General features: G+C 65.6%; 15 protein-coding genes. 11 read left to right on the top strand and 4 right to left on the bottom strand.

The genetic code is table 11. From position 1 onward, the window contains the following. The first annotated feature begins 92 nt into the window (after nucleotides 1-92). The 8 genes from ACM43_RS37585 to ACM43_RS37550 all read left to right on the top strand — a co-directional run bounded on the left by ACM43_RS37585 (nucleotide 93) and on the right by ACM43_RS37550 (nucleotide 9,483). Nucleotides 93-1,589, top strand: a complete 1,497-nt coding sequence (locus tag ACM43_RS37585) for a CoA-acylating methylmalonate-semialdehyde dehydrogenase (RefSeq protein WP_036001072.1) — start codon at nucleotides 93-95, stop codon at nucleotides 1,587-1,589. A gap of 22 nt (nucleotides 1,590-1,611) precedes the next feature. Further along, the gene (locus tag ACM43_RS37580; RefSeq protein WP_271547141.1) at nucleotides 1,612-2,757 is read left to right on the top strand and encodes an isobutyryl-CoA dehydrogenase; all 1,146 of its coding nucleotides are present in this window, start codon (nucleotides 1,612-1,614) and stop codon (nucleotides 2,755-2,757) included. Further along, nucleotides 2,754-3,821, top strand: a complete 1,068-nt coding sequence (locus ACM43_RS37575) for an enoyl-CoA hydratase/isomerase family protein (RefSeq protein WP_271547140.1) — start codon at nucleotides 2,754-2,756, stop codon at nucleotides 3,819-3,821. Before ACM43_RS37580 ends, ACM43_RS37575 begins: the two co-directional genes overlap by 4 nt. Beyond that, a complete protein-coding gene (gene mmsB / locus ACM43_RS37570; RefSeq protein ID WP_271547276.1) occupies nucleotides 3,817-4,737 on the top strand; it encodes a 3-hydroxyisobutyrate dehydrogenase in 921 nt (306 codons plus the stop codon). Before ACM43_RS37575 ends, mmsB begins: the two co-directional genes overlap by 5 nt. Then, nucleotides 4,737-6,455, top strand: coding sequence for an AMP-binding protein (locus ACM43_RS37565; RefSeq protein ID WP_271547139.1), 1,719 nt, complete (start codon nucleotides 4,737-4,739; stop codon nucleotides 6,453-6,455). Before mmsB ends, ACM43_RS37565 begins: the two co-directional genes overlap by 1 nt. A gap of 127 nt (nucleotides 6,456-6,582) precedes the next feature. Continuing rightward, the gene (locus tag ACM43_RS37560; RefSeq protein WP_271547138.1) at nucleotides 6,583-7,062 is read left to right on the top strand and encodes a MaoC family dehydratase; all 480 of its coding nucleotides are present in this window, start codon (nucleotides 6,583-6,585) and stop codon (nucleotides 7,060-7,062) included. Between the two features lie 121 nt (nucleotides 7,063-7,183). Continuing rightward, a complete protein-coding gene (locus ACM43_RS37555) occupies nucleotides 7,184-8,101 on the top strand; it encodes an SDR family NAD(P)-dependent oxidoreductase (protein ID WP_271547137.1) in 918 nt (305 codons plus the stop codon). 152 nt (nucleotides 8,102-8,253) lie between these two features. After that, nucleotides 8,254-9,483: an NAD(P)/FAD-dependent oxidoreductase gene (locus ACM43_RS37550; RefSeq protein ID WP_271547136.1), complete on the top strand. Its 1,230-nt coding sequence runs from the start codon at nucleotides 8,254-8,256 to the stop codon at nucleotides 9,481-9,483. Between the two features lie 108 nt (nucleotides 9,484-9,591). Here ACM43_RS37550 and ACM43_RS37545 read toward each other — a convergent pair whose 3' ends face one another. From ACM43_RS37545 to ACM43_RS37535, 3 genes are read right to left on the bottom strand one after another with little or no spacing between them, the layout of a single operon-like run. Beyond that, nucleotides 9,592-10,671 (bottom strand): D-TA family PLP-dependent enzyme, encoded by a 1,080-nt coding sequence (locus ACM43_RS37545; protein WP_271547135.1) that lies wholly within the window; start codon nucleotides 10,669-10,671, stop codon nucleotides 9,592-9,594. Between the two features lie 3 nt (nucleotides 10,672-10,674). Further along, nucleotides 10,675-12,486, bottom strand: a complete 1,812-nt coding sequence (locus ACM43_RS37540; protein ID WP_271547134.1) for an ABC-F family ATP-binding cassette domain-containing protein — start codon at nucleotides 12,484-12,486, stop codon at nucleotides 10,675-10,677. A gap of 2 nt (nucleotides 12,487-12,488) precedes the next feature. Beyond that, a complete protein-coding gene (locus tag ACM43_RS37535; protein WP_271547133.1) occupies nucleotides 12,489-12,980 on the bottom strand; it encodes a YaiI/YqxD family protein in 492 nt (163 codons plus the stop codon). A gap of 106 nt (nucleotides 12,981-13,086) precedes the next feature. Between ACM43_RS37535 and ACM43_RS37530 the strand changes: the two genes are divergently transcribed. Then, a complete protein-coding gene (locus tag ACM43_RS37530; RefSeq protein ID WP_271547132.1) occupies nucleotides 13,087-13,887 on the top strand; it encodes a hypothetical protein in 801 nt (266 codons plus the stop codon). Nucleotides 13,888-14,061: 174 nt separating this feature from the next. Here ACM43_RS37530 and ACM43_RS37525 read toward each other — a convergent pair whose 3' ends face one another. Further along, a complete protein-coding gene (locus tag ACM43_RS37525; RefSeq protein ID WP_271547131.1) occupies nucleotides 14,062-16,434 on the bottom strand; it encodes a xanthine dehydrogenase family protein molybdopterin-binding subunit in 2,373 nt (790 codons plus the stop codon). Nucleotides 16,435-16,644: 210 nt separating this feature from the next. Here ACM43_RS37525 and ACM43_RS37520 point away from each other — a divergent pair, with 210 nt between their 5' ends. Both ACM43_RS37520 and ACM43_RS37515 read left to right on the top strand, forming a co-directional pair. Further along, a complete protein-coding gene (locus ACM43_RS37520; protein WP_271547130.1) occupies nucleotides 16,645-17,718 on the top strand; it encodes a Ppx/GppA phosphatase family protein in 1,074 nt (357 codons plus the stop codon). 2 nt (nucleotides 17,719-17,720) lie between these two features. Continuing rightward, on the top strand, nucleotides 17,721-18,407 hold the full coding sequence (locus tag ACM43_RS37515; protein ID WP_157287760.1) for an RlmE family RNA methyltransferase: 687 nt from the start codon (nucleotides 17,721-17,723) through the stop codon (nucleotides 18,405-18,407). Nucleotides 18,408-18,446 lie beyond the last annotated feature (39 nt).

Here is an 18,446-nt window from a genome sequence, read left to right as displayed (position 1 = left end):
CTATGGTGCATTATCTCAGACTTGAATCCTATAAAATGCAGGTCAATAGGATTTGTCAAAGCGACCACGCTCGGCCTGAAGGAGATCATTCCATGCGTTCAATCGGACATTTCATCGGTGGCAAGGAGGTCAAGGGCACCTCTGGCCGCACCGCCGACGTTTTCGAGCCGATGACCGGTGACGTTCAGGCCAAGGTGGCGCTGGCGTCCAAGGCCGAAGTCCGCGCCGCCGTCGAGAACGCGCGTGCCGCACAGCCCGAATGGGCCGCGACCAACCCGCAGCGCCGCGCCCGCGTCATGATGAAATTTGTCGAGCTGGTCCAGCGCGATTACGACAAGCTCGCCGAGCTGCTCGCGCGCGAGCACGGCAAGACCGTCCCCGACGCCAAAGGTGACATCCAGCGCGGCCTAGAAGTCGCGGAATTCGCTTGCGGCATTCCGCATCTGATGAAGGGCGAGTACACCGAAGGCGCCGGCCCCGGCATCGACATCTATTCGATGCGCCAGCCGCTCGGCGTCGTCGCAGGCATCACGCCGTTCAATTTCCCGGCGATGATCCCGATGTGGAAGTTTGCGCCGGCGATCGCCTGCGGCAACGCCTTCATCCTCAAGCCCTCGGAGCGCGACCCCGGCGTGCCGATGCTGCTCGCTGAACTCATGATGGAAGCGGGCCTGCCGGCCGGCATCCTCAACGTCGTCAACGGCGACAAGGAGGCGGTCGACGCCATCCTCGACGATCCCGACATCAAGGCCATCGGCTTCGTCGGCTCGACGCCGATCGCGCAGTACATCTACGAGCGCGCCGCGCAGACCGGCAAGCGCTGCCAGTGCTTCGGCGGCGCCAAGAACCACGCCATCGTCATGCCCGACGCCGACATGGACCAGGCCGTGGACGCGCTGATCGGCGCCGGCTACGGCTCGGCCGGCGAGCGCTGCATGGCCGTTTCCGTCGCGGTCCCCGTCGGCAAGTCCACCGCCGACCGCCTGATGGAAAAGCTGATCCCGCGCGTCGAGTCGCTCAAGATCGGCACCTCGATCGATCCGTCGGCCGACTACGGTCCGCTCGTGACCCGCGAGGCGGTCGAGAAGGTCAAGAGCTACATCGACATCGGCGTCAAGGAAGGCGCGACGCTCGCCGTCGACGGGCGCGGCTTCAAGATGCAGGGCTACGAGAACGGCTTCTATCTCGGCGGCTCGCTGTTCGACAACGTCACCAAGGACATGCGGATCTACAAGGAAGAGATCTTTGGCCCGGTGCTCTCGGTGGTGCGCGCGCACGACTATAAGGAAGCGCTGGCGCTGCCGTCGGACCACGACTACGGCAATGGCGTTGCCATCTTCACCCGCGACGGCGACGCCGCGCGCGACTTCGCGGCCAGGGTCAACGTCGGCATGGTCGGCATCAACGTGCCGATCCCGGTGCCGATCGCCTATTACACTTTCGGCGGCTGGAAGAAGTCCGGCTTCGGCGATCTCAACCAGCACGGCCCGGACTCGATCCGCTTCTACACCAAGACCAAGACGGTGACCTCGCGCTGGCCGTCGGGCGTCAAGGAAGGCGCGGAGTTCTCGATTCCGCTGATGAAGTAATCCTCTTAAGGAGCGAGGCCGGATGCAGTTCGCTCTGAATGAGGATCAGATCGCGGTTCGCGACATGGCATTGGCGTTTGCGGCCGAGAAGATCGCGCCGCACGCGCTGCGCTGGGACGAGGAGAAGCATTTCCCCGTCGAGGTCATGCGCGAGGCTGCCACGCTCGGCATGGGCGGCATCTACATCCGCGACGATGTCGGCGGCTCCGCCATGGCGCGGTTCGACGCGGCGCTGATCTTCGAGGCGCTGGCGACGGGTTGCCCGACCACCTCGGCCTTCATCTCCATCCACAATATGGCGAGCTGGATGATCGATGCCTTCGGCAGCGATACCCAGCGCCACCAATGGCTGCCGAAGCTCTGCACCATGGAGCTGATCGCCAGCTACTGCCTGACCGAGCCGGGTGCCGGCTCCGATGCGGCAGCGCTCCGCACCCGCGCGGTGCGCGACGGCGACCATTATGTGCTCAACGGCCAGAAGCAGTTCATCTCTGGCGCCGGCGGCACCGACCTGCTGGTCGCGATGGTCAGGACCGGCGGTGATGGCCCCGGCGGCATCTCGACCGTTGTCATCGACGGCAAGACACCCGGCGTCTCCTTTGGCGCCAACGAGCGCAAGATGGGCTGGAACGCACAGCCGACCCGCGCGGTGATATTCGAGAACGCCCGCGTGCCTGTGGCCAATCGCCTGAGCGAGGAGGGCACAGGCTTCAAGATCGCGATGGCCGGCCTCGACGGCGGCCGTCTCAACATTACGGCGTGCTCGCTCGGCGGCGCGCAAGCTGCGCTCGACAAGGCGCGCGCCTACATGAAGGAGCGCAAGGCGTTCGGCAAACGGCTCGACGAATTCCAGGCGCTGCAATTCCGTCTCGCCGACATGGCGATCGAGTTGGAGGCCGCGCGCACCTTCCTGTGGCGCGCCGCCGCGGCGCTCGATCGCAAAGACTCCGACGCCACCATGCTCTGCGCCATGGCGAAACGCTTCGGCACCGATGTCGGGTTCGAGGTTGCCAACCATGCGCTGCAACTCCACGGCGGCTACGGCTACCTCAGCGAATACGGCATCGAGAAGATCGTGCGCGACTTACGCGTGCACCAGATCCTCGAAGGCACCAATGAAATCATGCGGCTCATCGTGGCGCGCAAACTGATCGAGGGCGCGCGATGAGTTCAGTGGAAGAGGGCGATCTAGTCGCCCGCGTCGAGGGCGCGGCCGGCATCATCAGGCTCAATCGTCCCAAGGCGATCAACGCCGTCACGCTTGAGATGTTTCGCGACATCGACAAGGCGCTCGATCGCTTCGAAGCTGATCCTGCAGTTGCCGTGATCCTGCTGGAAGGCGCCGGCGAGCGCGGGCTCTGCGCCGGCGGCGACATCCGCGCGCTCTGGGAAAGCTCGAAAGTCAATGGCGATCTCGGCAAGATCCTGTGGCGCGAGGAGTACATCCTCAATGCCCGGATCAAGAAATTTCCAAAACCCTATGTCGCCTTCATGGACGGCATCGTGATGGGCGGCGGCGTTGGCTTGTCCGCCCATGCCAGCCACCGGATCGTCACCGATCGGACGAAGCTCGCGATGCCCGAAGTCGGCCTCGGCTTCTTCCCCGACGTTGGTGGTACCTATCTGCTGTCGCATTCGCCGGGCGAGATCGGCACCTATTTCGGGCTGACCGGCCAGACCATGAACGGGCCGGACGCGATCCATGCGAAGTTTGCCGATTGGGTGGTGCCGGCGGCAAGATTGCCGGAGCTGCGCGAGGCGCTGACCGAGCTGCGGTCCGGTGCGACCGCAGCCGATTTCAGCAAGCTCATCGACGGCTTCGCCACCGGCGAGACTGCGGGGCCGGTCGCCGCCAGGGAGCCGGTCATCGATGCATTGTTCGGCTTCGACCGCATGGAGGACATTTTCGCTGCGTTAAAGCGCGATGGTTCCGAGTTCGCGCTGGCCACGCTGAAAACGCTGAACGAAAAGTCACCGCGCGGCATGGTGGTGACGCTCAAGCTGCTGCGGCTGGCGCGCACATCGTCGAGCCTGGAAGAGTGCCTGGTGCGCGAATACCGCGCCGCGCTGGAAGTGTTTCGGAGCGACGATTTCCGCGAGGGCGTGCGCGCCGCCGTGATCGACAAGGACCGCAACCCGACCTGGTCGCCGCCGCGGATCGAGGATGTGACGCCGGAGATGCTTGCACCCTATCTCGCCGACATCGGCCCGGACGAGCTGAAGTTCAATTAACAACGCGACAGCGGAGGAAACGACAATGGCCACGATCGCATTCATCGGTCTCGGCAACATGGGCGGCCCGATGGCGGCCAACCTCGTCAAGGCCAGCCACAAGGTGGTGGCGTTCGATCTCGTCGAGGCCTCGCGCAATCAGGCCAAGGCCGATGGCGCCAGCATCGCCGACAGCGCCCCCGCCGCGGTGAAGGGCGCCGATGTCGTCGTCACCATGCTGCCCGCAGGCAAGCACGTGCTCGGCGTCTGGAACGACGTCGTGCCCGCCATGACCAAGGGTGCGCTGATCATCGACAGCTCCACCATCGACGTTGAAAGCGCGCGGTCCGCGCATGCGCTCGCCGCCAAGCACGGCGTGCTCTCGGTCGATGCGCCCGTGTCCGGCGGCACCGGCGGTGCCAAGGGAGCAACGCTTACCTTCATGTGCGGCGGTGAGGACAAGGCATTTGCCGCGGCAAAGCCCGTGCTCGAGAACATGGGCAAGAAGATCGTGCATTGCGGCGGCGCCGGAGCGGGCCAGGCCGCAAAGATCTGCAACAACATGATCCTCGGCATTTCCATGATCGCGGTGAGCGAAGCCTTTGCGCTCGGTGAGAAGCTTGGGCTCTCGCATCAAGCGCTGTTCGACGTCGCTTCGACCTCGTCCGGCCAATGCTGGTCGCTGACCACCTATTGCCCGGTACCGGGCCCGGTGCCGACCTCGCCGGCCAACAACGATTACAAGCCGGGCTTTGCCTCGACTCTGATGGTGAAAGACCTCACCCTGGCGCAGGAGGCGGCCAAGGCTGCGGGCGCAGCGACGCCTCTCGGCAAGCATGCGCAGGAGATCTATCAGTCTTTCGACGCAGCCGGCCAGGGCGGGGTGGATTTTTCCGGAATTATCAAGCACGTTAGGAGTTTAGCCGGGAAAGCTTGATGACCACATTCCAGGAAGCACGCGCGTTCCTTCTGCAACACCGCACGGATTACGAGGCAGCGGTCAAAGGCTTCCGCTGGCCCGATCCGGTTCCTTTCAACTGGGCGCTCGACTGGTTCGACGTCGAGCTCGCGGCCAATGAGGACAGCAAGGATCGGCCCGCGCTCTGGATCGTCGATGCCGCTCAGGACAAGCAGACGAAGCTGTCCTTTGCGGCGCTTTCGAAGCGCTCGAACCAAGTCGCGAATTTCCTCCGCGCACAGGGGTTGAAGCGCGGCGATCATCTGCTGCTCCTGCTCGGCAATGTGGTTCCGCTGTGGGAGACCATGCTGGCGGCGATGAAGCTTGGCGTCGTCGTCATTCCGGCGACCACGCTGCTGACTGCCGACGAGCTGCGCGACCGGCTCGATCGCGGCAAGGCCAGGGCGGTGGTCGCCGCGCAGGATCAGGTGACGAAATTCGCCAGCTTGGGCGCCGAGAACGTCGTGCGCATCGTCGTCGGCGCGGCCTCCGACGGCTGGATTGCATATGACGAGGCGACAAAGGCCTCCGAGAGTTTTGCGCCTGATGGTCCGACCAACGCCGACGATCCGATGCTGCTGTATTTCACCTCGGGCACGACGGCGAAACCGAAACTAGTGCGCCACAGCCAGCGCAGCTATCCCGTCGGCCATCTCTCCACGATGTACTGGATCGGCCTGAAGCCCGGTGACGTCCATCTCAACATATCTTCGCCCGGCTGGGCCAAGCACGCCTGGAGCTGCTTCTTCGCGCCGTGGAATGCGGGCGCGACCGTGTTCGTGGTCAACCAGCCACGCTTCGACGCGAAGGCGCTGCTTGCCACCATCGGCCGCTGCGGCGTCACCACGCTGTGCGCGCCGCCGACGGTGTGGCGGCTGTTCATCCAGGAGAACCTTGCCTCGTTCAAGGTGGCGCTTCGCGAGGTCTGCGGCGCCGGCGAGCCGCTCAATCCCGAAGTGATCGACCAGGTGCAGGCCGCCTGGGGCCTCACCATCCGCGACGGCTACGGCCAGACCGAGACCACGGCGCTCGCCGGCAATTCGCCGGGCCAGCCCATCAAGATCGGCTCGATGGGCCGGCCGCTGCCAGGCTATCGCGTGCAGATCAGCGATGCCGATGGTAACCCGGCCAAGGAAGGCGAGGTGACGCTGGTGCTAGGCGCCGACCGCCCCGCGGGCCTGATGCAGGGCTATCAGAGTGACGACGGCAAATTGTCCGGCGCCGAAGGCGCGCTCTATCGCAGTGGCGACGTCGTGTTCGCAGATGAGGACGGCTACTTGACCTTCGTCGGCCGCTCCGACGACGTGTTCAAGTCGTCCGACTATCGCATCAGCCCGTTTGAGCTGGAGAGCGTGCTGCTCGAGCACGAGCTCGTCGCCGAAGCTGCGGTGGTGCCGAGCCCGGATCCGATCCGGCTTGCGATTCCCAAGGCCTTCGTGCTGCTGACTGCGGGCGCAGAACGCTCGCCGGAAACCGCGCTATCGATCTTCAGGCACCTGCACGCGCGTCTGGCGCCGTTCAAGCGCATCCGCCGCCTCGAAATCGTCACCGAGCTGCCGAAGACCATCTCTGGAAAGATCCGCCGCGTCCAGCTACGACGGCTCGAACGCGACGACGATCGGGGCGATCCCTTGCGCGGCCGGGAATTCCGCGAGGAGGATTTTCCGGAGCTGGCGAAGACACGGGGCGAAACGTAGTGGAGCTTGTCATTCCGGGGCGATGCGCAGCATCGAACCCGGAATCCATTTTGCGGCAGAGCTTGCTGTCAAATGGATTCCGGGCTCGCGCTTCGCGCGCCCCGGAATGACGGCAATCGGAGTTACCATGAACGAAGTCTGGAAGAAGCCGCCTGTTACGCTCGAGGCCTATCAGGCCATGGTCGGCAAGGAGATCGGCGTATCGTCGTGGCACCTGATCGACCAGCCCCGCATCGACGCCTATGCCGATGTGATCGAGGATCACCAGTTCATCCACGTCGATCCGGACCGCGCGAAGAAGGAGACCGCCTTCGGCACCACCATCGCGCACGGTTTTCTCACGATGTCGCTGCTGTCGATCATGTCCTACGAGGTGATGCCCGTGATCGCGGGCACCACGATGGGCGTGAATTACGGCTTCGACAGGTTGCGCTTCATCTCGCCGGTGCGCTCGGGCAAGCGCGTGCGCGGCCGCTTTGTGCTGGCGGAAGCCAAGCTCCGCAAGCCGAACGAATTGCAGTCCCGCACCAACGTCACGGTGGAGATCGAGGGCGAGGACAAGCCGGCGCTCGTCGCCGACTGGCTTGGGTTGATCTATTTCGCGTAAGTCCCTGGCCCGTCGTTGCCGGGCTTGACCCGGCAACCCATCGCTGCTCAAAAGCCTGTCGATTTTGATGGATGGCCGGGTCAAGCCCGGCCATGACGGCTAACATCTGGGAAACGCACTCATGGCAATCAGGTTCGACGGACGCGTCGCCATCGTCACTGGCGCGGGCAATGGTCTCGGACGCGCGCATGCGCTGGGGCTGGCGAGCCGCGGCGCGAAGGTCGTGGTGAACGATTTCGGCGGCGCGCGTGACGGCACCGGCGGCTCGCTGTCGCCGGCCGAAGCGGTGGTCGAGGAGATCCGCAAAGCCGGCGGCACCGCGATGGCCGACGGCGCCGACGTCTCCAATTTCGAGCAGGTCACCGCGATGGTCGAGCGCGCCACCAAGGAATGGGGCAGCGTCGATCTCTTGTGCGCCAATGCCGGCATCCTGCGCGACAAGTCGTTCGGCAAGATGGAGGTGGCCGAATTCCAGAAGGTGCTGGACGTGCATCTGGTCGGCACCTTCTATTGCTGCAAGGCGGCGTGGGCCGGCATGCGCGAGCGCAATTACGGCCGCATCGTGCTGACGACCTCGTCCTCCGGCCTCTACGGCAATTTCGGCCAGGCCAATTACGGCGCCGCGAAAACCGGCATGGTCGGCCTGATGAACGTGCTCGCCGAGGAGGGCCGCAAGAACGACATCCGCGTCAACATCATCTCGCCGACGGCGGCGACGCGCATGACCGAGGAGCTGCTGCCGCCGCAGGCGCTGCAACTGATGAAGCCGAACGCGATCACGCCCGCGGTCGAGTACCTGCTGAGCGAGGATGCACCGACCCGCACCATCATGGGCGCGGGCGCCGGCTCGTTTGCGGTGATCAAGATTTTGGAGAGCGAAGGCATCAACCTGCCGGAGAGCGAGTGGACGCCGGATGCGATCGCCGCGCATTTCGCCGAAATCAGCGACATGTCGAAGGCCAGGGCCCTGCAGGGCGCGTTCGAGCAGACGCAGAAATACGTCGCGCAGGCCGCAGCGCGAGCGGGGATCAAGCTTTAAGCGCGGCATAATCTCAGTCTCAGTCGTCATGGCAGGGCTTGACCCGGCCATCCACGTCTTCGTACCCGCGAACATCGCTCTTGTGGATGCCCGGGACAGGCCCGGGCATGACGACCTTTGGTTTGGCACGCGGCTCGGCCTAAACTCACGCCATGACCATCACCGCCCCCCATATCGCCGTGATCGGCGCAGGTCCCGCCGGACTGATGGCGGCGGAAGTGCTGGCGCAAGGCGGCGCCTTGGTCACCGTCTACGATGCGATGCCGTCCGCCGGGCGCAAATTCCTGATGGCCGGCCGCGGCGGGCTCAATCTCACCCACAGCGAACCGCTGCCGCAGTTCATGGCGCGCTATCGCGAGGCCGCACCGAAACTGCAGGCGGCGGTCGGGGCATTTTCGCCGGATGCACTGCGCGCCTGGAGCGAGGCGCTGGGCGAGCCGACCTTCGTCGGTAGCAGCGGACGCGTGTTTCCCAAGGCGTTCAAGGCCTCGCCCTTGCTGCGCGCCTGGCTGCGGCGGCTCGATGCCGCCGGCGTCAGTTTTGCGTTTCGCCATCGCTGGATCGGCTGGGATGGCGAGGGCCGGCTGATCTTTCAGACGCCGGAAGGCGGCTCCGCCATCGACGCTAACGCCACGCTGCTCGCCCTGGGCGGCGCAAGCTGGCCGCGGCTTGGCTCGGACGGACGCTGGGTCGACATCCTCGCCGCCAAGGGCATTGCCGTCTCAAGACTGCGGCCGGCCAATTCCGGCTTCACGGTCGCTTGGTCCAACGTGTTCCGCGACCGTTTCGAAGGGCAGCCGCTCAAGGGCGTGGCGCTGACGCTTCGTGCGCACACTGTGCGCGGAGAAGCCATGATCACCCGCAGCGGCATCGAAGGCGGTGCGATCTACGCGCTGTCGGCGGAACTGCGCGAGGCCGTGTTGAATCTCGGCCAGGTGGCGCTGATGATTGCATTGCGGCCCGATCTCGACACCGCTGCGCTGACCACGCGCCTGTCAGGCGTGCGCGGCAAGCAATCGCTGGCGAACTTTTTGCGCAAGGCGGCTCAGCTGTCGCCGGTCGGTATCGGCCTCATGCAGGAGGCCGCCATCGCATCAGGCCGGCCGCTGGCCGCGTTCTCGCCGGCGGAGCTCGCAGATCTGGTCAACGCTGTTCCGGTTCAGCTCACCGGAGTAGCGGCGATCGACCGCGCGATCTCGACGGCAGGCGGAATTCTGTTCGACGAGCTCGACGAGCACTTCATGCTGCGCAAGCTGCCGGGCACGTTTGCGGCCGGCGAGATGCTGGATTGGGAGGCGCCGACGGGCGGGTATCTCCTGCAGGCCTCGTTCGCGACGGGAGCCGCTGCGGGCAGAGGCGTGCTGGCGTGGCTGAAACGCTAACCACCGTCATTGCGAGCGCAGCGAAGCAATCCAGTGTCTCTCCATGGAAAGATTCTGGATTGCTTCGTCGCAAGAGCTCCTCGCAATGACGGCCGTGGGGACGCGCGCCTACCGCAGCTTCCCGCGCGCCGCGACCGGCAGCGTGCCGATGATGTCCTCGCCGCGCACCATCACCACCTCGTCCATCATGTTGACGACGACGCAGACGTGGTTCGGCACGATGCGGACGACGTCGCCGACATTAGGCCGCGTGTTGCTGCGGGAGAGATCGAGAAAGCCGTGCTCCTCGGCGAATTTGGCGATCTTCGCCTCGGGATGCTCCAGGATCAGCCCGTGGCCGTCGAGTCCGCCGGTGTCCGTGGTCAGCGTCTTCGAGCCGGCGTCGAGAATGCCGCGCTCGGGCGCGGCGCGGCTCACCACCGTCGAATAGATGTGCAGTGCGCAATCATCCCAGGTCGCCGAACCTGCGGCGACCTGCATGCGATCGTTGTAGATGTAGGTGCCGAAGCGGTGCTCGGTGCCGCCCTTGAGCTTGCCGATGTTGACGAGGTTCGGCGTGCCACCCGTGGAGACGATCTTGGCGTCAAGCCCGTGAGCGCGGACGCCGGCCAGCGCCTCGTCGTAGAATTTCTGCGCATCGCCCCAGCCTGTTTCGGTCGGGTAGAGCATGAAGCCGGCAAACTCCAGTCCCTTGGATGCCGCGATCTCGCGTGCCAGGGCAATCGCCTCTGCCGGCGTTTCGACGCCGGCACGCTTGCGCCCGGTGTCGCATTCGACCACGACCGAGAGCGGGCGGCCTGACGCCGCAGCCGCCTTGGGCAGGCCGGCGACGACCGTCGAATTGTCGGCAGCCACCGTCATGTTGGCCTTCGCCTGCAATGCGCCGAGGCGGGCCATCTTCTCCTCGCCCAGCAGATTGTAGCTGATCAGGATGTCGTCGATGCCGGCATTGGCCATGATCTCGGCTTCACCCAGCTTCTGGCAGGTGATGCCCTTGGCGCCGGCGGCGACCTGCATCTTGGCGATGGTCGGGTTCTTGTGGGTCTTGATGTGCGGACGGTTGGCGATGCCGGCGTCATCGCAGGCCTTCTGGATCCGCGCGATGTTGCGCTCGACCCTGTCCATGTCGATGACGGCACAGGGCGTGCCGTATTCGCGGGCGATCTTGGCGGCAAGAGTTGTTGTCATGAGTTATGCCTGTTCAATCTCTTCACGGAGCATTTCGAGTTCGAGCCAGCGCTCTTCGGCGGCCGACAGCTCTTCGTGGGCCTTCGCGATGGCAGCCGAGGTGTCGTCGAATTTTTTGCGATCTTTCGCATAGAGACTTGGATCGTCGAGCACGCGCTGCAATCTTGCAATATCGGCGTGCAGCGCTTCCATCTTCTTCGGCAGCGTCTCCAGCGCGTGCTTCTCGTTGAAGCTGAGCTTCCGCTTGGGCGCCGACGAGGGAGCGGCAGTGCGCTCCTCTTTCTTCTCCACGGGAGCTTGCGCCTTCGGCGCCTCGCGCTTCAAGTCGGCGCCACGTTGGCTCAGCATGTCGCTGTAGCCACCGGCATATTCGATCCACTTGCCGTTACCCTCCGGCGCAATCACCGAGGTGACGACGCGGTCGAGGAAGTCGCGGTCGTGGCTGATGAGGATCACGGTGCCTTCGTAGTCGCCAAGCATCTCCTCGAGCACGTCGAGCGTTTCGAGATCGAGATCGTTGGTCGGCTCGTCCAGCACCAGGAGATTCGACGGCTTTGCCAGCGCGCGCGCCAGCATCAGCCGGCCGCGCTCCCCGCCCGAGAGTACCTCCAGCGGTGTGCCGCGCTGCTCCTGCGCGAACAGGAAGTCCTTCATGTAGCCGACGACGTGCTTCGGCTTGCCGCCGACCATGATTTGATCGCCGCGGCCGCCGGTGAGCGCTTCGGCGAGCGTCGATTTGGGATCGAGGCTTTCGCGGTGCTGGTCGAGCGTGGCCATCTCCAGGTTGGCGCCAAGTCGCACCATGCCTGAATCAGCCTGCATGCCGCCGGTGAGCAGATTGACCAGTGTGGTCTTGCCGGCGCCGTTCGGCCCGATGATACCGAGCCGGTCGCCGCGCTGGATGCGGGTCGAGAAATTCTCGACGATCTTGCGCGCGCCATAGGATTTCGTGATGCCCTTGGCCTCGATCACCAGCTTGCCGGACTGTTCGGCCTCGCTGGCGGCGAGGTTGGCGCTGCCGGCGGTGCCGCGATAATTGCGGCGCTGGGCGCGCAGCGCGTGCAGATTGGCGAGGCGCTTGACGTTGCGCTTGCGCCGGCCGGAGACGCCGTGGCGCAGCCAGTGCTCCTCGTCGACGATCTTGCGATCGAGCTTGTGCTGGTCGCGCTCCTCTTCCGCCAGCACCTCGTCGCGCCAGCTCTCGAACGAAGCAAAGCCGCGGTCGATCTGCTTGATCCTGCCGCGGTCGAGCCAGGCGGTGGACCGCGAGAGATTGGTCAGGAAGCGGCGGTCGTGGCTGATGATGACGAGCGCGCTGCGCCTGGAGTCGAGCTCCTGCTCCAGCCATTCGATGGTGGCGAGATCGAGATGGTTGGTCGGCTCGTCCAGCAGCAGAATGTCGGGCGAGGGCGCCAGCACGAAGGCCAGCGCGGCGCGGCGCGCCTCGCCGCCGGAGAGGTTGTGCGGGTCCTCCTCGCCGGTGAGACCTAGCTGCTCCAGGAGATAACGCGCCTGGTGCTGGTCGTCCCCCGGCGCGAGCCCGGACTCGACATAGGCGAGCGTGGTCTTGTGCGCGCCGAAATCCGGCTCCTGCGGCAGGTAGCGCACCGTTGCGCCGGGCTGCACGAAGCGCGTGCCGGCGTCAGGCTCGACCAGGCCGGCTGCGATCTTCAGCAGGGTCGACTTGCCGGAGCCGTTGCGGCCGATCAGGCAGACCCGTTCGGATGGCGCGACATTGAGCTCGACGCCTGACAGCAGCGGCGTGCCGCCGAAGGTCAGCCTGATGTCTTTGAGTTGGATCAGCGGCGGCGCCATGGCTAACCTTGGCTCGTTGCGGCCTGATCTGCGCGGCGGCGCTGGATCCGGCGCAGCGTCTGGTCGAGCGCCGAGAGGAACGCGGAGCGGTCTCGCGGCGAGAACGAGCGCGGGCCGCCGGTGACTTCGCCGGCCGATCGCAGATCCGTCATTAGGTTGCGCACCGCCAGCGTCATGCCGATCGACTCTTCGGTGAACGGCTTGCCGTTCGGGGCGATCACGTCGGCGCCCGCCTTGACGCAGCGGCTGGCCAGCGGAATGTCCGAGGTCACCACGACGTCGCCAGGCCTCGCGCGCTCGGCGATCCAGTCGTCGGCGGCGTCCATGGCGCTGCCTGCGGCGATGCGTTCGATCAGCGGGTCTTGCGGCACGCGGATGAAATTGCCGGCGACCACGCTGACGGGCACGCCGAGCCGGATCGCGACGCGATAGATTTCGTCCTTCACCGGACAGGCGTCGGCGTCGACATAGATGCGGGTGGGGGTTTCGGTCATTCCGCCGCGTGGTACCGCATTCGGGCCGCAAAGGCGAGGGGATTGACCCCAGTTCCTCAGGCCCTACGATCGCTCCTGAAACAACAATAACAGGGAAAGGCCAGTCATGCCGAACCGGCTCGAAACCTATCGCGTCGAGGCCTACAACACCGCCAAGCAGTCCGAAAACAAGATGCACGAGGACAATGTGGCGCGCCGCTTCGGCTTTTCCGGCGGGCTGGTCCCCGGCGTCGACGTGTTCGCCTACATGATGCACGTGCCGATCGCCCGATGGGGCCGCGATTTCCTGTCTCGCGGGCTGGTCGAGGCCCGCTTCATCAAGCCGGTCTATGACGGCGAGACCGCCGATGTCGATGCCACCGAGCACAACGGCCTGCTGACCATCGAGGTGTTCAGCCGCACCGAGCTGTGTGCCACGGGAACGGCGTCGCTGCCGGCGGCGGTGCCGGCGGTATCGTTGAGCGACTATGTCGAAGTCCCCGCCGTCGCCGAGCGCAAGCCTGTCAGTCCTGCGACATTCGAGATGGGCAAATGGCTGGGCACGACACCGCGCCGCTGGGCCGGGCAGGATGCGGTCGACTATCTCGCCGATGTCAGAGAGAAAGATCCGATCTTCGCGCGCGAGGGGCTAAGCCATCCCGGACTGATCCAGCGCGTCATGAACCGCGTGCTGGTGGACAACACCATCCTGGGTCCCTGGATCCACGTCGGAAGCCGCATGCAGCTGCTGTCCGCCGCCCGGGCCGGCGACGAGATCACCGCGCGCGCAAAAGTCACTGCGAATTACGAGAAGAAGGGCCACCGCTTCGTCGAGTTCGACGCGCTGGTCGTCGCTAACGGCACGACGCCGATTGCGCATTGCCAGCACACCGCGATCTACCAGCCGCGCGAGCAGGCGGCGGCGTAGGCTGGAAGGCAAAGCCGCCGCTCCAAAGACGGTGTCATTCCCCGCGGAGGCGGGGAATCCAGTACGCCGCGGCGGATGTGGTGAAAGCGAGGTCTCCAACGCGCGCCTCTGGAATACTGGATCGCCCGCCTTCGCGGGCGATGACAGCATTGTTGTAGAGTTGGAAGGGCAGCCTTAAGCCGCTTTCGCCTTCGCCTCCTGGATCGCGCGCCACACCCGCTCTGGGGTCAGCGGCATGTCGATGTGCTTGATGCCGTACTCCGACAGTGCATCGAGCACCGCGTTCACCACCGTCGACAGGCTGCCGGCGCAGCCCGCTTCGCCGCAGCCCTTGCTGCCGAGCGGATTGGTGGTGGCGGGCACCGGGTGATCGCCGACCGTCATGTTGGGGACGTCCTCCGCGCGGGGCAGGGCGTAGTCCATCAGCGAGCCCGTGATCGGCTGGCCGCTCTCGTCGTAGCGGATGTGCTCCATCAGCGCCTGGCCGATGCCCTGGACCACGCCGCCATGGAGCTGGCCCGCGACCAGCATCGGGTTGATCACCGTGCCGAAATCGTTGACCGCGCTGTAGCGCACGATCTGCACTACGCCGGTGTCCGGGTCGATCTCGACCTCGGCGACGTGGCAGCCGTTCGGGAACGCCGAGGCGACTGGATCGCTGGTGTGGTCGACATCGAGGCTGTCAGGCACGCCCTCCGGCACCTTGCCGTCATGCAGGCGCTTGGCGAGCTCCATGATGTCGATGCTGCGATCGGTGCCGGCGATCGTAAAGCTGCCGTCGGCAAACTCGATATCGGCTTCGGATGCTTCCAGCATATGCGCAGCGGCGCGCTTGCCCTTCTCGATGACGAGCTTCGCAGCCCCCACGATGGCCTGGCCGGTCGCAGTGATCGAGCGCGATCCGCCGGTGCCGTTGCCGGTGTGGACGATGTCGCTGTCGCCCTGCACGAGCTTCACGCTCTCGAAGGGAACACCGAGCTGCTCGCACAGCACCTGCGCGAACGGCGTGGCATGGCCCTGGCCGTAATCGAGCGTGCCGGTGATGAGCTGCACGGTGCCATCGGGGTCGAACACGATCTTGCCGAGCTCGGGGCTCGGCGGCGCGGTGACTTCGAGATAGGAGCCGACCGCAATGCCGCGCAGCTTACCGGCCTTCTTGCTCTCCTTCTTGCGCTTGGCGAAGTTCTCGTGGTCGGAGATTTCGAGCGCCTTGTTGAACACGGCCTGGAAGTCGCCGCTGTCGTAGGTGACGCCGGAGGACGCCGCGAACGGGATCTGGTTCGGCTTGATGAAGTTGCGCTTACGCAAGGTCAGCCGATTGATGCCCATCTCGTCGGCGGCGCGGTCGATCAGCCGCTCCATGTAATAGTTCGCCTCGGGCCGGCCGGCGCCGCGATAGGCCCCCATCAGCGTGGTGTTGGTCAGTACCACCTTGATGTCGACCGCCATCAGCGGCGTGCGATAGACGCTGGAGAAGTTCTTGCCGGTGTTGAGCGAAAGCGGCCCCGGCGCGACGCCGGTGATGTAGGCGCCGAGATTGCCGTAGCCGGAAAGCTTCGCCGCGAGGAAGTGCCCCTCGGCATCGAGCGCGAGCTCGGCATGGATCTTCTGCGCGCGGCCGTGGCTGTCGGAGAGGAAGCTGGTCGAGCGCTCGTCCAGCCACTTCACCGGGCGTCCCAGTGCCTTCGCCGCATAGAGAATGCACATGTACTCGGGATAGTTGATGTTCTTCATGCCGAAGGAGCCGCCGACATTGGCGGTGAGAATGCGCACCTTCTCGTTCGGCACCTTCAGGTTCTTCGCGAGATTGGCGCGGTTGCCGGCAACGCCCTGCGTCGGCACCTGAAGCGTGTAGCGCTCGGTCTTCTTGTCGTAGGAGGCAAGCCCCACGCGCGGCTCCATCGAGACGACGGCAACGCGGGTGTTCTCGATGTCGAGCTTGGTCACATGAGCGGCGCTGGCGAAGGCGGCGTTCACCTTGTCCATGTCGCCATAGTGGTAGTCGAGCGCGACGTTGTTGGGGATGTGGTCATAGAGCTGCGGCGCGCCGGGCTGGGCGGCTTCCTCGGGGTCGGTCACCGCCGGCAGCGGCTCAATGTCGAGCTCGACCGCCTCGGCCGCGTCGCGCGCCTGGGCCAGCGTCTCCGCCACCACGAAGGCGACTGGATCGCCGACGAAGCGGACCTTGTCGGTCGCCAGCGGCTGGCGGTTGGTCTGGAGCAAAGGCGAGCCGTCGCGGCTCTTCAGCGGCAGGCCGCAGGTGAAGGGGCCGTAACCGGCGGCATCGAGGTCTTTGCCGGTCCACGCCCCCAGCACGCCCGGCATGGCCTTGGCGGCATCGAGGCCGATGCTGCGGATGATGCCATGGGCATGGGTGGAACGGACGACCACGGCATAGGCTTGGTTCGGCAGGCTGAAATCGTCGGTGTAGCGGCCCTTGCCGCGCACCAGCGTGTCGTCCTCCTTGCGGCGGACCGGTTGCCCGACGCCATACTTTTGCAGTGCAATAGCGTTCTCGAGCGTCGACGATTTGGTGTGTTCTTGCATGGGATTTGACCTGAAAACCCGGTATTTGCGCATTTTCGCGGCAGCGGAGCACCGGACTCCCTCAGATAACCCACCAGCCCCGTTCACGACAACGCACGATTGGACATGGTCCCATGTGATGCGTTGTTGCGCAGGCCTGCCGCGCTGCTAATGTTTCAGGCGAATAATCAATTCCAGACCGGCCCGACCGGCCGCGGAAAGACAGTTTGTATGAATGACCACACGCGGCTCCGCGACGGCCATGCGCCGCATAGCGAGCTGGAGGGGTCGATGGCGGCGGTGGCGTTGGCCACCAATCCGGCCGTCGGCGCGCAGGCGCCGGGAACCGGCGTCTATGCGGCGCTGGACCTCGGCACCAACAATTGCAGGCTGCTGATCGCCTGTCCGACTCAGGACGGCTTTCGCGTGGTCGATTCCTTCTCGCGCATCATCCGGCTCGGGGAGGGCGTCTCGGCGACGGGGTGCATCAGCGACGCCGCGATCGAGCGCGCCATCGCCGCGCTCAGCATCTGCCGCGACAAGATCAATCTGCGGAAGGCGCGTCGGCTGCGGCTGATCGCGACCGAAGCCTGCCGCGCGGCTTCGAACGCGGAAGGTTTCCGCAGCCGCGTTGCGGCCGAGACCGGCATCGAGCTCGAGGTGATCGACCGCGAGACCGAGGCCGCGCTCGCCGTGCTGGGCTGCTCGCCGCTGGTCGATCCCAGGGGGCGGGGCGCGATCCTGTTCGACATCGGCGGCGGCTCCACCGAGCTGGTGCGGATCGAGCGCGACCCGCAAAAGCCGGAACCGCGCATCAAAGCCTGGATGTCGATTCCCTATGGCGTGGTCACGCTCGCCGAGCAGTTCGGCGGACGCGACGTCACGCCGGAGATCTATGCGGCGATGGAGCAGGAGGTCGCAAGCCACGTCGCGCCATTCGCCGAGGAGCACGGCCGCGATCTCGCCGACATGCACCTGCTCGGCACGTCGGGCACAGTGACGACGCTCGCCGGCATCCATCTTAACCTGGCGCGCTACGACCGCCGCCGCATCGACAGCATCTGGATGAACGATGCGGACATCACCACGACCATCAACAAGCTGCTCGGCATGAGCTATGAGGAGCGTGCCGCCAACAGCTGCATCAGCGTCGAGCGTGCCGATCTCGTGCTGGCGGGCTGCGCCATCCTCGACGCTATCCGCCGCGCCTTTCCGCTGCCGCGCCTGCGTGTCGCCGACCGCGGCTTGCGCGAGGGCATGCTGGTCGAGATGATGCGCGAGGACGGTGCGCTCAGGAGCTGGTGAGTATGGCCAAGGACACCACCGGCCGCTTGCACGTTCAGGTCAAGACCGGCGGCAAGCGCAAATTGTCGTCGAAGCTGTGGCTGGAGCGGCAGCTCAACGATCCCTACGTCGCCAAGGCCAAGGCGGCGGGCTATCGCTCGCGCGCCGCGTTCAAGCTGCTGGAGATCGACGACAAGTTCCGGCTTCTGAAGCCCGGCATGGCCGTGGTCGATCTCGGCGCGGCGCCCGGCGGCTGGAGCCAGATCGCCGCCAAGCGCGTCGGCTCCACGGAAGGCAAGGGCAAGGTCGTCGCCATCGATCTGTTGGAGATGCCGGAGATTCCGGGCGTCGATTTCGCGCAGCTCGACTTCATGGACAACGACGCGCCTGAGAAGCTCACCGCGATGCTGGGCGGCAAGGCCGACGTCGTGATGTCCGATATGGCCGCCAACACCACCGGCCACCGCAAGACCGACCAGCTCCGCATCGTCGGCCTGGTCGAGACGGCGGCGGCCTTTGCCTGCGACGTGCTCAAGCCCGGCGGCACGTTCCTGGCGAAAACGTTCCAGAGCGGCGCCGATGCCGAGCTGCTCGCCCAGCTCAAGCGCGACTTTGCCACCGTGCGTCACGTCAAGCCGGCCGCCAGCCGGCAGGATTCCTCGGAGCGCTACGTGCTGGCGACGGGATTTCGGGGTGGGGGAGCGGCGTAGCCTGTGGTACTCCGTCATTGCGAGGAGCTCTTGCGACGA

The organism is Bradyrhizobium sp. CCBAU 45321 (assembly GCF_028128975.1).
Classification (GTDB): Bacteria; Pseudomonadota; Alphaproteobacteria; order Rhizobiales; family Xanthobacteraceae; genus Bradyrhizobium; species Bradyrhizobium yuanmingense.
Note: the sequence above shows the minus strand (reverse complement) of the source record. Positions and strands in the feature narration are given on the sequence as shown.

Excerpts from the sequence above, each read along its gene's own strand:
- ACM43_RS37585 (WP_036001072.1), top strand. The coding sequence starts at position 93 with ATGCGTTCAATCGGACATTTCATCGGTGGCAAGGAGGTCAAGGGCACC.
- ACM43_RS37580 (WP_271547141.1), top strand. The coding sequence starts at position 1,612 with ATGCAGTTCGCTCTGAATGAGGATCAGATCGCGGTTCGCGACATGGCA.
- ACM43_RS37575 (WP_271547140.1), top strand. The coding sequence starts at position 2,754 with ATGAGTTCAGTGGAAGAGGGCGATCTAGTCGCCCGCGTCGAGGGCGCG.
- ACM43_RS37565 (WP_271547139.1), top strand. The coding sequence starts at position 4,737 with ATGACCACATTCCAGGAAGCACGCGCGTTCCTTCTGCAACACCGCACG.
- ACM43_RS37560 (WP_271547138.1), top strand. The coding sequence starts at position 6,583 with ATGAACGAAGTCTGGAAGAAGCCGCCTGTTACGCTCGAGGCCTATCAG.
- ACM43_RS37555 (WP_271547137.1), top strand. The coding sequence starts at position 7,184 with ATGGCAATCAGGTTCGACGGACGCGTCGCCATCGTCACTGGCGCGGGC.
- ACM43_RS37550 (WP_271547136.1), top strand. The coding sequence starts at position 8,254 with ATGACCATCACCGCCCCCCATATCGCCGTGATCGGCGCAGGTCCCGCC.
- ACM43_RS37545 (WP_271547135.1), bottom strand. The coding sequence starts at position 10,671 with ATGACAACAACTCTTGCCGCCAAGATCGCCCGCGAATACGGCACGCCC.
- ACM43_RS37540 (WP_271547134.1), bottom strand. The coding sequence starts at position 12,486 with ATGGCGCCGCCGCTGATCCAACTCAAAGACATCAGGCTGACCTTCGGC.
- ACM43_RS37535 (WP_271547133.1), bottom strand. The coding sequence starts at position 12,980 with ATGACCGAAACCCCCACCCGCATCTATGTCGACGCCGACGCCTGTCCG.
- ACM43_RS37530 (WP_271547132.1), top strand. The coding sequence starts at position 13,087 with ATGCCGAACCGGCTCGAAACCTATCGCGTCGAGGCCTACAACACCGCC.
- ACM43_RS37525 (WP_271547131.1), bottom strand. The coding sequence starts at position 16,434 with ATGCAAGAACACACCAAATCGTCGACGCTCGAGAACGCTATTGCACTG.
- ACM43_RS37520 (WP_271547130.1), top strand. The coding sequence starts at position 16,645 with ATGAATGACCACACGCGGCTCCGCGACGGCCATGCGCCGCATAGCGAG.
- ACM43_RS37515 (WP_157287760.1), top strand. The coding sequence starts at position 17,721 with ATGGCCAAGGACACCACCGGCCGCTTGCACGTTCAGGTCAAGACCGGC.